The following is a 15458-nucleotide window of genomic DNA, read 5'->3' as shown; positions in this document are numbered from 1 at the left end:
CTTCTTATGCTGCTCGCCCCTGCCGCGCGCGCCGAGGTCGAACAGTTTCCGTCCGGCTTCAAGACCAAAATAATCGCGGCCAACGGCACGCACGTTCACGTTCGCGTCGGTGGTCAGGGGCCTGCCGTGATCCTGATCCACGGTTTTGGTGATACCGGCGACATGTGGGTTAAGCTCGCCGCTGAGCTTGCGCGCGACCACACCGTTGTTGTGCCAGATCTGCGTGGTATGGGCCTCTCGAGCAAGCCCGACAATGGCTACGACAAATGGACCCAGGCTGCCGACATGCGGGCCGTTCTCGCAGCGCTCGGCATCGAAAAGGCCGTCGTCGTCGGCCACGACATCGGAACCATGGTGGCCTAGGCCTACGCGGCCCGTTATCGCGACCTGGCCGAGAAGCTGATCGTGATGGATGCCCCGGTGCCTGGGGTGCCGCCATGGGACGAGGTGGTTCGCAGCCCGCAGCTTTGGCATTTTGATCTCGGAGGCCCGGACATGGAGCGGCTGGTCAAGGGCCGCGAGCGCATCTACCTCGACCGCTTCTGGAATGACTTCGCGGGGACGCCTTCCAGGATCGCGGACGCAACACGCCGTCATTACGCAGCGCTCTATGCGCGGCCGGGCGCCATGCGTGCTGCGTTCGCCCAGTTCAGGTCGATCCGAACCGACGCCGAGGACAACAAGAAGGCGATCGCGACCAAGTTGACCATTCCCGTGCTGGCTGTCGGGGGCGAAAAATCCTTCGGTGCGACAGAGGCGGTCGTGATGCGAAACGCCGCGACTGACGTCACCGAATTGGTCATTCCGGACGCCGGTCATTGGCTGATGGAAGAGCAACCGGCGGTGACCGTGAAGGCGTTACGCCAATTCCTCGATACCAAAAAATAGAGCAGCGAGCCGCGCGGAGCCGACATATCTCGGCTCAGCCCTTCCGCGCGGGTCATTTTGATCGGGTTGACGCCTCGCCCTCCCGGCCAAAGCGCTCGACCAGGAAATCAATGAACAGCCGCACTTTCACCGACAGATGTCGGGTCGGCGGATAGACCGCATAGAGCGCAAGCGGCGGCGCAGAATACTTGTCCAGCACCGTCCGCAGCTCGCCTGTCCTCAAGGCGTCGGCGGCGATGAACTCCGGGAGCAGCGCGAGCCCCCTGCCCTTGATCGCGACATCGCGCAGCACCTCGGCATTGTTGACGCAGAGCGACCAGGCCGGCTGGATCCAGTGGTCGCCGCCCGCTCCCGTGAGCTTCCACTGATTGCCAGTGAGCAGGAAGCCGTAGGTCAGCGAGACATGTTCGCGCAGATCCTGCGGATGTTTTGGGGTGCCGTGACGCGCCAGATAATCGGGCGAAGCGCAGATCATGCGCGCCACCGGGATGATCTTTCGCGCGATCAAACTCGACGATTCCAATTCCGCGATGCGCAAGGTCACGTCAAAACCGTCCTGCACGGGATCGAGCAGGTCGTCGCTGAGCACGAGCTGGAGCTGCAGCTCCGGATATCGCGCCATGAAATCGGCAAGCACCGGCCCGAGCCGCAGGGTGCCGAACGACATCGGCGCGTTGACGCGCAACAGGCCGCGCGGCGCCGATTGCGCTTGCGCCACGGCCTGGTCGGCCGCCTCGATCTCCGACAGGATCACGACCGCGCGCTCGAAATAGCGCTGGCCGTTCTCGGTCGGGCTCGCATGGCGCGTGGTCCGGTTCAGGAGCTGCACGCCGAGGCTTTCTTCGAGGTCGGCGATGTATTTGCTGATCGCCGAGCGTGACAGCCGCAACTGCCGGCCCGCCTCGGCAAAACTGCCGCTTTCGACCACCTTTACGAAGGCTCGCAGGCTGGCGACCTTATCCACGGGCTGGCGCCGGCGATTGTTTCCAAATCGTAGACATAGCCGTCATATTTGCATGGATTGTCTCCAATCCAAAGCGGAACGATATTTCCCTGCAGAGCAAGACCGCTCCCCGAGCTTTGGAGGACCGACAATGTCTGGACTGCACCATGTGACCGCGATCGCGGGCGACCCCATCAGGAATTTCGGCTTTTACACCCGTGATCTCGGTCTGCGCTTCGTCAAGAAGACGGTCAATTTCGACGATCCCGGCACCTATCACTTCTATTATGGCGACGAGACCGGCCGCCCCGGCACCATCCTGACGTTCTTTCCTTGGGCCGGCGTGCCGGCCGGGCGCCGCGGCGTCGGCGACACGCACCAGACCGCCTTCCGCGTGCCGCAAAGCTCGCTCGGCTATTGGACGCAACGCTTCGTCGAGAAGGGCATCGCTTATGAGGCGCTGGAGAAGCGTTTTGGCGAGTCCGTGCTGCCGTTCACAGACCCTGATGGCATGGCGCTCGCGCTCGTCGGTATCCCCGGCGCCGAGAGCGAGCCCGGCTGGAGCAATGGCGAGGTGCCGGCCGAGCATGCGATCCGCGGCTTCCATGGCGTGACCTTGCTGCTCGACAGCGCGGCAAAAACGGCTGCCGTCCTCACCGACGTGTTCGGCTTCAAGGGGACGGCGCGCGAAGGCTCGGTGATCCGCTTCAAGGCACCGGGCGATGCCGAAGGCAGCGTCGTCGACATCTACGAAGCCAAGGGCTTCCTGCGCGGACACCAAGGTGGCGGCTCCGTGCATCACATCGCCTTCCGCGCGGCCGATGACGCCGAGCAGGGCAAGATGGCGCAAAGGCTCGTGAGCAATCACGGCCTGCACCCGACCGAACAGCGCGACCGCAACTACTTCCGCTCGATCTACTTCCGCGAGCCCGGCGGCGTGCTGTTCGAGATCGCGACCGACATCCCAGGCTTCGCCGTCGACGAGCCCGTGGCAACGCTGGGACACGACCTGAAGCTGCCGAGCTTCCTCGAAGCACAGCGCAAGCAGATCGAGGGCGTGTTGCCGAACCTGGAAGAGAGGGTGTCGTGACCGAGAGTTCATTCATCCATCGTTTCGAGCCCGCGCGTGACGCGGGCTCTCCTCCTCTCCTGCTGCTGCACGGCACCGGCGGCGACGAGAACGACCTGCTCGGGCTCGGCAAGATGATCTCGCCCGGCTCGGCCCTGCTATCGCCGCGCGGCCGCGTGCTCGAACACGGCATGCCGCGCTTCTTCCGCCGCCTCACTGAGGGCGTGTTCGACGAAGACGACGTGCGCCGCCGCGCCCTTGAGCTCGGCGACTTCGTTGCGGAAGCGCGGCAGCGATATGGCCTCGCCGCGCCGGTCGCGGTCGGCTTCTCCAACGGCGCCAACATCGCAGCCGCGCTGTTGTTGCTGAAGCCGGACGCGCTTGCTGGTGCGATCCTGCTCCGCGCCATGGTGCCGCTGTCGGATCCGCCCAAGGTCAACCTCGCAGGCAAGCCGATCCTGCTGTTGTCCGGGCAGGCTGATCCGATCGTGCCGGCGAGCAATTCGGCCCGGCTCGCATCACTGCTTTCCGAAGCGGGCGCGCAGGTCGGTCACAAGGTCCTGCCGGCGGGCCATCAATTATCGCAGGCCGACGTGACGCTTGCCCGCGACTGGATCGGCAAATTCGCCGCCGAAGTCGCCTGACAGAAGAAGCGGCGCATCGATTTCGAACGGTGCGCCGCGGCTTCATTCGAACCAGCCGCGCCGCTTGAACCAGATCAGCGGCAGCACGCCGCTGGCAATGATGGCGAGCCACGCCAGCGGATAGCCGAAGGTCCAGTCCAGCTCCGGCATGTGCTTGAAGTTCATGCCCCAGATGCCGACCAGAATCGTGGGCGGCACGCCGACGACCGAGACGATCGTCAAGATCTTGAACAGCTCGTTCTGCTGGATGTTGATGAAGCCGAGCACGGCATCGAGCAGAAGCTGGATCTTGTCCGACAATCGCGTCTCGTAATCGCCGAGCGAAGCGACATCCTTGGAGACGGCTTCGAGCCGCTTCTTCGACGCGGCGGTGATCCATTCACCCCCGACATCGCCGGCGAATGAAGCGATGCGGCCAACGCCAAGCAGGACATCGCGCGCCTTGGCGAGCCGATCCGCCAACTCGCCGATGTTTTCCAGCGCCTCGCGCATCCGCCGGCTGGAGCGGACCGGCCGCTTGCTGCGAACGAGCCCGCCCTTGAAGACGTCCCGCGAGAGCCTGTCGACCTTCGCGCCGAGATGCTCAAGGACATCGGCGCCGCGGTCGACCATGGCCTCGATCAGGCTGGTGAACACGCACATGCCGTTCTCCAGGCTGTCATCGGAACCGATGCGCTTGCCGATGTCCTCGAAGATCGGCAGCTGCGCGAAACGCACCGTCACCAGCACGTGCGGTCCGATGACGAATCCCACCGGCGTGATCTCGGCCTCGTTGTTCTCGTTGAGCCGGACCGCCGGCGAGCTGAGATAGAGCGTGCCGTTGTCGAGGATCAGGCGGCTCGACGCTTCGATCTCGCTGAGCGAATCCTCGGACGGAACGCGTATCCCGAGCAATCGTTCGACGAACTGCTTTTCCTCCGCGGTTGCGTCCAATAGATCAGCCCAGATGATCTCGGAGGGCATCTCCGCGCCGATCTTCTGCCAGTCGTCGGATGGCCACCTGTATAGTTTGAGCAAGAACCGAACTCCGCATACCCTCGCGCCGGATCGCACGGCCTGCGGCCATCCTGCGCCAAGCTAACGCATGAGGGTTCCGAACGTTCAAAGTCGGGGGAGCATCGAGCGGCCCAATCAAACCAAGCGGGCGCGGCCCTCTTCGATGATGCCATCATGCCAGTGTTTTGCCCGACGCGTCAACGGCATCGCGCGACGCGCAACTCATCAATCGCGTCGCGCGCAAGTCATTGAAATCACTACCCTCGGCTACTGTGCATGGGGTTGTTCTTCAGGTTTTTTGTTTGGACCGGTCTCGTGACGATCTCTTCCGTTGGGAGAGATCGTCACCGACATCGCGCAATCGACATGCGCGCCCTACTCCCACGCCCATGTCGAGAAATCGTTCTCGTATTGGGGTACGTCCTTCCAGACGCCCTTCAGCTTCTTGTTGGTGATGGTGATCAGCTGCGGCTGGTACAAATAGCCCGAGACTGCATCGGTGGCCAGCATGCGCTGGGCGTCGCCGAGAAGCTTGGCACGGGCGGCTTCATCCGGCGTCGACACGATCTGCTTGTAGAGCGCATTGAAGGCGTCGTTGTTGTAGCCGAGATAGTAGTCCGGCTCGGTGATCTTGACGAGATCGAACGGCTCGACATGGCTGACGATGGTGAGGTCGAAATTATGCGGACCATTGCCGGCAAACACCTGCGACAGCCATTGCGCCCATTCGACGTTCTCGATCTTGGCGATGATGCCGACCTTGGCAAGCTGGGCCGCGAGGACCTCGCCGCCCTGGCGCGCATAGGACGGCGGCGGCAGCTTCAACGACAGCTCGAGCGGGGTGGTAACGCCGGCTTCGGCCAGCAGCTTCTTGGCCTTCTCGGGATCGTAGGGGTTGATGCCTGTCGTGTCGACATAGCCGAGCGCGCCCGGCACGTAGAAGCTTCCGATCGGCGTGCCGAAACCGTCGACCGCACCGTCGATCATCGCCTTGCGATCGATCGCGGCGAGGATGGCACGGCGCACGCGAACATCGTCGAGCGGCTTTTTGCGATGGTTGATACCGACGATGGTCTTGGCCCTGGAGCCGCCGACCATAACGTTGAAGCGCGGATCCGCCTTGAACTGCGCGATGGTGCGCTGGGCCGACACCCGGGGAAACGCGTCGACGTCGCCCGACAGCAGCGCCGCCGTCTGTGCGGACGGATCGGAGATGAAGCGGATCGTCACCTTCGCGAGCTTGATCGCGGCGGCGTTGCGATAGTCAGCCCATTTGGTCAGGGTCATCGAGGAGCCCTTGGCCCAGGCGCCCAGCTGATAGGGCCCGGTCCCGACCGGCTGCGTGATATTGGTGGCAGCGCTCTTCGGCTCGACGATCGAGCCGCTCGCCTGCCCCAGCAGGAACGGCAGGTTCGGCTCGGAATTTTTCAGGCTGATCACGACCGTGTCGGCGTCGGGCGCATCGACCTTCTCGAAGCTCTGGAACAGGCTCTTGTCCTTGTTGGTGCTGGTGGGGACCGCGTTGCGCTCGAACGAGAACTTCACGGCTGCGGAGTCAAACGGCTCGCCGTTGTGGAACTTGACGCCCTTGCGCAGCTTGAACGTATAGGTCTTCAGATCGGGCGCTGCAGTCCAGCTCTCCGCCAGCAGGGGCGAGGTGGTGCCGTCCTCGTTGATCTTGGTCAGGGTCTCATAGATGTTGTAGAGCGTGACCTCGGCGATCGCGGCGGCGGCGGCGTTGGTGGGATCGAGCCCCGGCGGTTCCAGCGCCATCGCCATGACGACGCTGTCCTTCTTGCTCTGAGCCAGCACCGGCAACGGAGCAGCGGCAAGTGCGGCGGCGAATGCGACGATCGATAGTTTCCTGAACATGCGTAACTCCCCGGCCTTGTCTTGTCTCAAGCCTACGCCAATCCTGCCGCGGACGCTAACCTTCCACGGGCAATTGCGGCAACGCCATCACGGCTTCCGCCTTGTGGCAAGCGGCCAGATGCGTCTCGCCCACCTTGCGTAGCTCAGGCAGAACCTCGCGGCAATGCTGGTCGGCTAGCGCGCACCGCGAGACATAGGGGCAGCCGGTCGCGGCCGCCGATTGCGAGGCGATCGCCTGGGCTCCGCGCCGCCGCCGGCCTCCGCCGGCGCGCACCCGCGGCACGGCCTCCAGCAGCGCTCGCGTATAGGGATGGGCGCAACGCTCGAACAAATCCTCAGGCCTGCCCTGTTCGACGATCCGGCCCAGATACATCACCGCGACCTCGTCGCAGAGATAGTCGACGACGGCCAGGTCGTGGCTGATCAGGACGTAACTGAGGCCGAACTGCTCCTGGAGGTCCTGCATCAGGTTCAAGACTTGCGCCTGCACGGAAACGTCGAGCGCGGAGACCGGCTCGTCGGCGACGATCAGCTTCGGCTGGGTGATCAGCGCGCGCGCAATGGCGATGCGCTGGCGCTGGCCGCCGGAGAACTCGTGTGGATATTTCTCCATGTCGGCATCGCGCAGACCCACCTGCCGTAGCACTGCGGAGACGCGGGCACGTAGCGTCGTGCGATCAATCCCCTCCAGCACGGTGAGCGGTTCGGCGACGATGCGCGCGATGGTCTGGCGCGGGTCGAGCGATCCGTAGGGATCCTGGAACACCATCTGGAAATCGCGGCGGGCGCGGCGCAACTCGTCGGCGGAGATGCGGTTGAGGTCGCGGCCGAGCAGCGCGACCTGCCCCGATGTCGGCCGCTCCAGCGCCATCACCACCCGCGCGAATGTCGACTTCCCGGAGCCGGATTCGCCGACGATGCCGAGGCTCTTGCCGGCGTCGACCCGCACGCTGACACCGTTGAGCGCGCGCACCTGCCCGGGCGGGCGGAACACGCTTTCGCGCGGCAACGTGTAGCGCTGCTCGAGATCCTTCACGTCGAGAAGAGGCGCCGTGCTCATACGGTCAGCGCTCCGACGCGTTCGGCCATCGACACGTCCGTCCGGATGCAGCGCACGAAATGGCCCGGTCCGACGTCCACCATTGCTGGAAGCGCAGCCCGGCACTGCTCGATCACGAGCGGACACCGATCGGCGAAGGTGCAACCGGAAGGCAGATCGGCGAGCTCCGGCACCGTGCCCGATATCGTCGTCAGCCGCGTCCCCTTGCGTGCGCCGAGTTTCGGTCGGGCGCGGAACAGGCCCTGCGTGTAGGGATGGCCCATCCGGCGGAACACCTCGTCGGTCGGTCCGCTCTCGATGATCGTGCCGCCGTACATCACCATCATGCGCTGCACGTTCTCGGCGATGACGCCGAGATCGTGCGAGATCAGGATCATCGACATGCCGCGCTCCTCGATGAGATCGGCGATGAGGTCGAGGATCTGGCCCTGGATGGTGACGTCGAGCGCCGTGGTCGGCTCGTCCGCGATCAGAAGGTCGGGCTCGCAGGCGAGCGCCATCGCGATCGTGACGCGCTGACGCTGGCCGCCGGAAAACTGGTGCGGATAAGCGTCGACGCGCCTGGCCGGATCAGGCAACCCGACGCGGTCGAGCAAGGCGATCGCCTCTCGCCGCGCCTGCGATGCCGAAAATTTCCTGTGACGCCGCAGCGGCTCGGCGACCTGGTTGCCGATCGTGTGCATCGGATTGAGCGCGGTCATCGGCTCCTGGAAGATCATGCTGATGCGATTGCCGCGCAGCCGACAATATTCCGCGTCCGACAAACCAGCGAGTTCGCCGCCATCCAGCTTGATGCTGCCGGTGACGGACGCGCTATCCGGCAGCAGCCCCATCAGCGACAACGCGGTGACCGACTTGCCGCAGCCGGATTCGCCGACGAGCCCGAGCGTCTCGCCGCGCTTCAGCGCAAAGCTGACGCCGCGCACGGCCTGCGCCGGCCCGCGGCTGGTGTTGAGGCGCACGCCGAGATTGACAACCTCGATCAACGGCATGGACGAGCGCTCGCTCATCATCATCGCTCCCGCGCCAGTCGAGGGTCGAGCAGATCGCGCAGTCCGTCGCCGAGCAGATTGAGGCCGAGCACCGCGATTGCAATCGCAGCACCCGGGTAGACGGCGAGCATCGGCGACTGGAACAGCAGCGACTGCGCGTCGTTCAGCATCCGTCCCCAGGACGGCTGCGGCGGCTGCGTGCCGAGACCGAGATACGACAAGGCGGCTTCGGCAAGGATCGCGAGCGCAAACTGGATCGTCGCCTGTACGATCAGAATCGACATGATGTTGGGCAGCACGTGCTCGATGGTGATGCGAAAGCGCCCTTTCCCCGCGGCGCGCGCGGCCAGCACGAATTCGCGCGCCCAGATCGCGTTGGCCGAGCCGCGCGTCAGCCGGATCAGCGTCGGGATCTGGAAGATGCCGATGGCGACGATCGAGGTCACCATGCCGGGCCCCACGACCGCGGCGAGCATGATCGCCGAGAGCACGGCCGGAAAGGCGAAGGTGAAATCGGAGAAGCGCATGATGATCTCTTCGGTCCAGCCGCGCCTGGCCGACGCGATGAGGCCGAGACAGACGCCGAAGGTGAGCCCGATGCTGACCGCGATGATGCCGACCATGATGGTGGAGCGGGCGCCGGCGAGCAGCAGCGAAACGATGTCGCGGCCGAAGACGTCGGTGCCGAGCCAGTGCGCGGCCGAGGGCGGCCGGAGCTTTGACGCGATGTCGATCTCATAGGGCGACCAGGGCGTCCACACCAGCGACAGCAGCGCCGAGGCGAGAACCAGCAGGCTCAGCGCGCCGCCGAGCACGAAGCTGCGATGACGCAGCGCGCGGCGCCAGAAGGTCCGGGCCGGCAGAGGGCGCGCTACGGCCGGCGCGTCGACGAGGGTGGTCAACGGCGCGCTCACAGATCATGGACCTTGATGCGGGGATCGACGAAGGCATAGAGCACGTCGACCACGAAATTGACGATGACCACCATGGTCGCGAGCAGCATCACGCAGTTGCGCACCACGATGAGGTCGCGGTTGGCGATCGACTGAAAGATCAGGCGGCCGAGCCCCGGCAGATAGAACACGTTCTCGATCACGATGGTGCCGGCGAGCAGATTGGCGAATTGCAGGCCCATGACCGTCATCACAGGGATCATGGCGTTGCGCAGCACATGACTCCACAGTACCTCGCGCTTGCCGAGGCCCTTCGCGCGCGCCGTGCGGACGAAGTCTTCGCGCAGCACTTCCAGCACAGCCGAGCGCGTGACGCGTGCGAGGATCGCGGCCTGCACGACCGCAAGCGACACCGCCGGCAGCAGCAGCGACTTGATGCCGAGCCAGACGCCGTCCTCCCAACCGGGAAAGCCGCCCGCGGAGAGCCATTGCAGCCGTACCGAGAACAGTAGCACCAGCAGGATTGCGAACCAGAAATTCGGCAGCGCGATGCCGATCTGCGTCAGCGACATCACGCCGACGTCGCCGAGCTTGTTGTGGTTGGCGGCGGTGTAGATGCCGGCCGAGAGCGCCAGCGTCACCGTGATCAGCATGGACATCATCGCGAGCGGGATGGTCAACACCAGCCGCTCCACGATCAGGCTGGCGACCGGTGTGCCGTAGACATAGGAGTTGCCGAGATCGCCGACGAGCAGCCCTTTGATCCAATGCAGATAGCGAACCGCCAGCGGCTGGTCGAGCCCGAGCTTGACGGTGAGCGCGCGGACCGCATCTGGCGAGGCGTCGGCGCCCATCAGCATCTGCGCGGCGTTGCCCGGAAGCGCATCCAGCACCAGGAAAATGATCACGGACGCGCCGACCAGCGTCGCCAGCAGGGTCAGCACACGTCGGAGGACAAATACGCTCATGCGCGCTCGGATTCAGGGCTCATCCGCAGCACGATCAACATGTCCGGGCATCGGAGGCAAGTGCTTTGCAAACAAGTCCCTTGCGGCATGTGCCTCACCTCAGCCGGGCCAGCGGGACAGGAGGTCATGCGACGCCTCGAACAGCGCGCTCACGCGCAGCAAGTCCGCATCAGCGCGGAAGCGGCCGACGAGTTGCAAGCCGATCGGCAGGCCGTCGCGGCCGAAGCCGCAGGGCAGACTGAGCGCGGGGTGTCCGGTCATGTTGAACGGCATGGTCCAGGGGAACCAGTGCGGCCGGACGCTGTCAAACTGCTTGCCGTCGATCTCGATGGTGCCGAACAGGTCCTGATCGATCGGCAGGGCGGTGCGGGTGAGGGTCGGCATCGCCAGCAGATGCCCATGCGCAAGCAGGGACTGCACCCGGCGGAACAGCGCCGTGCGCGCGAACATCGCCTCCTGATAGGCAACGCCGCTGAAGTCGGTGGCGAGCGCAAGCTGCCTGAGGAAGGCCTCGCTCAGCGCGTCCCCATGCTCGGCCGCGAATTTTGCAAAGCGCGTCCGCCAGACCGTGTGATTGATGGCGCGCCAGATCGGCTCGATGTCGAACCCCTCGCCCGAAAACTCCTCGAGCTCGGCACCTAGGCCCGCGAGTCGATCGAGGCTCGCCTTGAAGCCGGCCTCGACGTCGACAGATACCGGGCGTCCGGGTGGCGACAGGCAATACAGGATTTTCTGCCCACGCAGATCGCCACGCGGGGCGGCCGTGCCGATGAAGTCGGGCACGGGAACCCCGATCGACCAGGGATCGCAAGAATCCTCGCCGGCCATCGCCTGCATCATCAGCGCGGTGTCGGGGACGGACCGCGTCATCGGCGTGACATAGGTCTGGTTGCCGAACACGTCCAGCGCCTGGCTATGCGGGATGACGCCATTGCTCTGCTTCAGCCCGACCACGCCGTTGCAAGCGGCGGGAATCCGCGTCGAGCCGCCGCCATCGGTTGCGATCGCAAGCGGCGCGATGCCGCTCGCCACCGCCACCGCCGCGCCGCCACTGGAGCCGCCCGACGAGCGCTCGGCGCTCCACGCATTGCGGGTGCGGCCGAACAGCGGCGAGTCGGTCAGGCATTTGCTGCCGAATTCGGGCGTCGTGGTCTTGCCGATCAGAATGGCGCCTTCCGCACGCAGCCTTGCAACCGCGACGGCATCCTCGTTCGGAACATTATCCTTGTAGGGAATGGCGCCGAAACTGGTCGTGACACCCCTGGTGTTGACGATGTCCTTGACGGTTGCGGGGATGCCGTGCAGCAGGCCGAGCGGCTCGCCCGCCATCAGCTTGCGCTCGGCTTCGCGCGCGGCGGCAAGCGCCTCGTCGCCGCAGATCGTGATGAAGCAGTTCAGCTCGGGCTGGAGCGCTTCGGCGCGGGCGAGCACCGCGCGGGTGAGCTCGAAGGGCGAGATCTGCTTTGTCGCGATGAGACCGCGCAGCACGGTTGCGGATAGCAGGCAAGGATCGCCGTTCATCGTCACATCGCTCCGAAGCGGGCCGCCGTTGGCCGATAGCATTGACAGCCAGGATGACAGTTTTGTTAACTCGCCGTCCAATACGATTTTGAGCACCAACCCATACGATTTCGGTATGCCAATGGATCTTCGCCGGCTCCGCTATTTCGTTGCCGTCGCCGAGGCGCGCAGCGTCGGCAAGGCGGCCGAGCGGCTGCGGATGGCGCAGCCGCCGCTCTCGGTCCAAATCCGCAAGCTGGAGGCCGAGGTCGGCGCGCCGCTGTTCCGCCGCGGCACGCGCGGCATGGATTTGACCGAAGCGGGCCAGGCGCTGCTGGCGCGCGCCGGCGAGGCGCTGGCGCTGGCGGCCGACGGCATCGAGGCCGCGCGCGCGGTCGCGGCCGGCAGCCGTGGTCGGCTGTCCGTCGGCTACATGTTCGTACTGGCGAACGCGATGCTGCCGCGTCTCATCCCCGAGTTGCGGCGATCCGTTCCCGGCGTCGATCTCGATTTCGCCGAGCTCAGTGCCACGACGCGCGAGCCGCGTCTGCTCGACCGCAGCGTCACGGTCGCGCTGTGCATGCCGGCGATCCACCATCCCGAGATCCAGGTGGCCCGAATCGGCGCGCAGCCGTTCGTGCTGGCGGTGCGAAACCGTTCGCCGCTTGCGCGCCTGAGCGCGGTGTCAATGACACGACTACAAGGCCGTCCGCTGATCGCGTTGCCGCCGCCGGAGCGGGACCCCTCCTCCTCCGCGGTCGCGGCCCTGCTGCGGCGGCATCAGATCGTGATGCCGATTGCGAGCCGGGTAGAGACAGTGCATTCGGCGATGAACCTGGTTCTCGCCGGTGAAGGCCTCGCCATCCTGCCCGCCTGCGCCCAGCTCGGGGCGCCGCGCGGCATCGTGTTCCGGCCGTTGCGGGATGCGACCGATTCCATCGACATCGCGGTCTGCTGGCGGCGGGATTCTCACAGCCCGCTGATCCGGACCTTCCTCAAATGCGCCGAGAAGGTCGTGGCACCGCTGTGACGCGACGCTACAAGCTCCAGATAATCTCGTGACTCCACGGCGGATCGGCACCGGGACGGGTGCAGGTGAGACCGGCGCAATTGGCAGCAAAGGATAGTGCACCGCGAAGCTCGTCCGCGCCGATATCCTTCAGTTGCTGTCGGGCGAGGCGTCCCTGCTTGTGCAGGGCGAACAACAACGCCGCCTGAAAACTGTCACCCGCGCCGATGGTGTCGGCGACCACGACCTTGGGGGCGGCGACCTCGATCTGCCCTGCCCCCGCATGCCACGCGATCGCACCGTTGTCGCCACGGGTGATGACGACGAGGCTCGCGCCGCGTGCAAGCAGCGTGCTCGCACGCTGGTGATACGGCTCGTCGGCGAACAGATAGGTAAAATCGACGTCTGACATCTTGATGAGATCGGCACAGCCGGCAAACTCGGCCATGCGGGCGAGATAAGCCGGCTTGTCCTTCACGAGGTTGGGCCGGCAGTTCGGATCAAAGGAGATTGTCGAGGACGCTCGTGCGTCCGCGATCAGGGCCATGGTCTCGCTCGCGCCCTGGTCATTGACCAGCGTGGTCGAGCCGACATGGAGAACTTCGACCGTATCGAAGGGAATAGAGCCGCGCCGGTAGGTCCAATTCCGCGTCGCGGTCTCGGCGTCGTAGAAAGCATAATGCGACTCTCCCGCGACGATACGCACGAAGGCGAGCGTGGTCTGGTGATCGCTGCTTGTGGCGAGACCGAGCTCGACATTGGATGCAGCGGCGTGGTCGGTGATCATGCGCCCGAACATGTCCGTCGAGATCCCGCCGACAAAGCCGGTCGGCGCGCCGAGCCGCGCCATGCCGATTGCGACGTTGAGGCAGGAGCCGCCGACCGCCGGCATCACCGCTTCGCGCCTGTCGGTATTTCGCGTCGGGACAAAATCGATCAGCGCGTCGCCGCAGGAAATCAACATCCGTTTCAACCTCCGGCCATTCCACGCATCGCCGCGCGGCTGCCGCGATCGACCTCGCGCAGCAACTTGTAGACCTCGCGCTTGCGGGCGTGAAAGGCGGCAATGTCGGGCGTAGTGGGCTCGCTCTTCCGTCCCAGCGCCGACATCTTGGCCATGGTTTCGCCGATCGAGGCATAGGCGCCGCCGGCGACTGCGCCGAGCATCGCGGCGCCGAGCAGCACGGGCTCCCTGGTCTGCGGCAGCGCCACGGTGAGGCCAGTCGTATCCGCCATGATCTGCCGCACCAGCGGACTGCGGCTGGCGCCGCCGCCCATGATCATGATGCTGGAATGGACGCCATGCGCGGCAAAGGCCTCGATCACCTCGGCAAGCCCATAGGCGAGCCCGCACAGACCGGCGACGAACAGCCGTTCCATCGAGGCGATGTCGGTGTCGAGATCGAGGCCCGCGATCACCGCGCGCGTGTCAGGGTCGGCATAGGGCGAGCGGTTGCCGATGAACTCAGGAAGCACATGGACGTTGCGGGCCAGCAGCACGGCGCGGCTGGCGCCGCCTGCGCGCGCGATGATGCGGCGCTCGAGAAACTCGATGAGGTCGAGGCCCTCGCTGCGCGCCGCCACGCTCGCCTCGGCGTGGCCGGGATGCGACTTGAGAAGATGGTCGATCGCAGCGCCCGCAGCCGACTGCCCGCCCTCGTTGAGCCAGAAATTTGGTACCATGCCCGAATAGTAAGGACCCCACACGCCCGGTACGAAGCACGGTTCTTTCGTCGTCGCCATGATGCAGGCCGACGTTCCCATGATGTAGGCGAGGCGGTCGCAGACATCTGTCGCGCCCTCCGATTCATCGCGGCCGCCGATGGCGCCGATGCCGCCGGCATGGGCATCAATCAGGGACGCTCCGACCGGCGTGCCCGGTGACAAGCCGAGATCGGCAGCTGCCGTACCGGTTAGACCGGCGCCGAGCCGCGTGCCAGGCGCGACGATCTCGGTGCCGATGCGGGCGTATTTCTCGTTGACGAAGTCCGACAGGCCGATGCGCTTGAAGAATGGCGCGCTCCAGCCACCGCCGTCATGCGCGAGGTAGTTCCATTTGCAAGTGACCGTGCAGGTCGAGCGTTGCAACGAGCCGGTGGCGCGCCAGGTCAGGTAATCCGCCAGATCGAAGAAGTGCCCTGCGGCGTCGAAGCTCGTGCGCATGTGCCGCTTCAGCCACAGCAGTTTCGGCATCTCCATCTCGGGCGAGATCGAGCCGCCGACATAGCGCAGCACGGCATCACCGGTTTCGTTGATCAGCCGCGCCTCGGCCGTGGCGCGGTGATCCATCCAGACGATGACGTTGCGCTGCCGGTCGCCGGAGGCGCTGATGGTGAGCGGCTCGCCTTGCCGGTCGAGCACCACGAGGGAGCAGGTGGCGTCGAAACCGATACCGCCGACGCTGTCGGGCGCGATTGCAGCTTCCGCCATCGCGGCCCGCACCGACGCCGTGCAAGCGTCCCAGATATCCTGGGACGACTGTTCGACGATGTCACCGGCCTCGGGCCATATCCTGATCGGATGCCGTGCGATAGCCAGCAAGGTGCCCGCCTCGTCGAACACCCCTGCCCGCGTGCTTGTGGTCCCTACATCGACGCCGATATACGCTCGCGGCATTGTCGCCC

The 15458-nt window shown here is 65.4% G+C and carries 13 protein-coding genes and 1 pseudogene; 4 read left to right on the top strand and 10 right to left on the bottom strand.

Annotation, left to right across the window (positions count from 1 at the left end):
• Positions 1-6 precede the first annotated feature (6 nt).
• Positions 7-888 (top strand): annotated as a pseudogene (locus tag IVB42_RS34765) (alpha/beta hydrolase).
• Positions 889-940: 52 nt separating this feature from the next.
• Here IVB42_RS34765 and IVB42_RS34760 read toward each other — a convergent pair.
• Entirely contained in the window at positions 941-1852 is a 912-nt protein-coding gene (locus IVB42_RS34760) for a LysR family transcriptional regulator (RefSeq protein WP_018458647.1), read from the bottom strand.
• Positions 1853-1982: 130 nt separating this feature from the next.
• Here IVB42_RS34760 and IVB42_RS34755 point away from each other — a divergent pair, with 130 nt between their 5' ends.
• Together IVB42_RS34755 and IVB42_RS34750 are read left to right on the top strand one after the other, a co-directional pair.
• Positions 1983-2921, top strand: a complete 939-nt coding sequence (locus IVB42_RS34755; protein ID WP_247393834.1) for a ring-cleaving dioxygenase — start codon at positions 1983-1985, stop codon at positions 2919-2921.
• The gene (locus IVB42_RS34750) at positions 2918-3544 is read left to right on the top strand and encodes an alpha/beta hydrolase (RefSeq protein WP_247393837.1); all 627 of its coding nucleotides are present in this window, start codon (positions 2918-2920) and stop codon (positions 3542-3544) included. The genes IVB42_RS34755 and IVB42_RS34750 overlap by 4 nt, the downstream gene beginning before the upstream one ends.
• Before the next feature lie 42 nt (positions 3545-3586).
• On the opposite strand, the gene IVB42_RS34745 is transcribed toward IVB42_RS34750, so the two are convergent.
• The 7 genes from IVB42_RS34745 to IVB42_RS34715 form a co-directional block, all read right to left on the bottom strand.
• The gene (locus tag IVB42_RS34745; protein WP_204510757.1) at positions 3587-4561 is read right to left on the bottom strand and encodes a magnesium transporter CorA family protein; all 975 of its coding nucleotides are present in this window, start codon (positions 4559-4561) and stop codon (positions 3587-3589) included.
• A 354-nt stretch (positions 4562-4915) separates the two neighbouring features.
• Entirely contained in the window at positions 4916-6412 is a 1497-nt protein-coding gene (locus IVB42_RS34740; RefSeq protein WP_018458643.1) for an ABC transporter substrate-binding protein, read from the bottom strand.
• A gap of 55 nt (positions 6413-6467) precedes the next feature.
• Positions 6468-7472, bottom strand: a complete 1005-nt coding sequence (locus tag IVB42_RS34735; protein WP_018458642.1) for an oligopeptide/dipeptide ABC transporter ATP-binding protein — start codon at positions 7470-7472, stop codon at positions 6468-6470.
• The gene (locus tag IVB42_RS34730; protein ID WP_247393840.1) at positions 7469-8482 is read right to left on the bottom strand and encodes an ABC transporter ATP-binding protein; all 1014 of its coding nucleotides are present in this window, start codon (positions 8480-8482) and stop codon (positions 7469-7471) included. The genes IVB42_RS34735 and IVB42_RS34730 overlap by 4 nt, the downstream gene beginning before the upstream one ends.
• A 2-nt stretch (positions 8483-8484) precedes the next feature.
• Positions 8485-9378 (bottom strand): ABC transporter permease, encoded by an 894-nt coding sequence (locus tag IVB42_RS34725; RefSeq protein WP_018458640.1) that lies wholly within the window; start codon positions 9376-9378, stop codon positions 8485-8487.
• Positions 9375-10325, bottom strand: a complete 951-nt coding sequence (locus IVB42_RS34720; RefSeq protein WP_026233628.1) for an ABC transporter permease — start codon at positions 10323-10325, stop codon at positions 9375-9377. Before IVB42_RS34720 ends, IVB42_RS34725 begins: the two co-directional genes overlap by 4 nt.
• Positions 10326-10424: 99 nt before the next feature.
• Entirely contained in the window at positions 10425-11846 is a 1422-nt protein-coding gene (locus IVB42_RS34715) for an amidase (protein ID WP_247393842.1), read from the bottom strand.
• A 121-nt stretch (positions 11847-11967) separates the two neighbouring features.
• Here IVB42_RS34715 and IVB42_RS34710 point away from each other — a divergent pair, with 121 nt between their 5' ends.
• Complete coding sequence (locus IVB42_RS34710; RefSeq protein WP_018458637.1) at positions 11968-12855, top strand: LysR substrate-binding domain-containing protein; 888 nt, start codon at positions 11968-11970, stop codon at positions 12853-12855.
• A gap of 7 nt (positions 12856-12862) precedes the next feature.
• Here the strand turns inward: IVB42_RS34710 and IVB42_RS34705 are convergent, their stop codons facing one another.
• Together IVB42_RS34705 and IVB42_RS34700 are read right to left on the bottom strand one after the other, a co-directional pair.
• Positions 12863-13798: a carbohydrate kinase gene (locus tag IVB42_RS34705; protein ID WP_247393844.1), complete on the bottom strand. Its 936-nt coding sequence runs from the start codon at positions 13796-13798 to the stop codon at positions 12863-12865.
• Between the two features lie 5 nt (positions 13799-13803).
• Positions 13804-15450 carry an FGGY-family carbohydrate kinase gene (locus IVB42_RS34700; protein WP_247393845.1) on the bottom strand — a complete coding sequence of 549 codons (1647 nt, stop codon included), beginning with the start codon at positions 15448-15450 and terminating at the stop codon, positions 13804-13806.
• Positions 15451-15458: the final 8 nt, after the last annotated feature.

It is taken from the genome of Bradyrhizobium sp. 45, from assembly GCF_023073155.1.
Lineage (GTDB): Bacteria > Pseudomonadota > Alphaproteobacteria > Rhizobiales > Xanthobacteraceae > Bradyrhizobium > Bradyrhizobium canariense_D.
The sequence above is the reverse complement of the archived record's forward strand: the minus strand, read 5'-3'. Positions and strand labels throughout refer to the sequence as shown.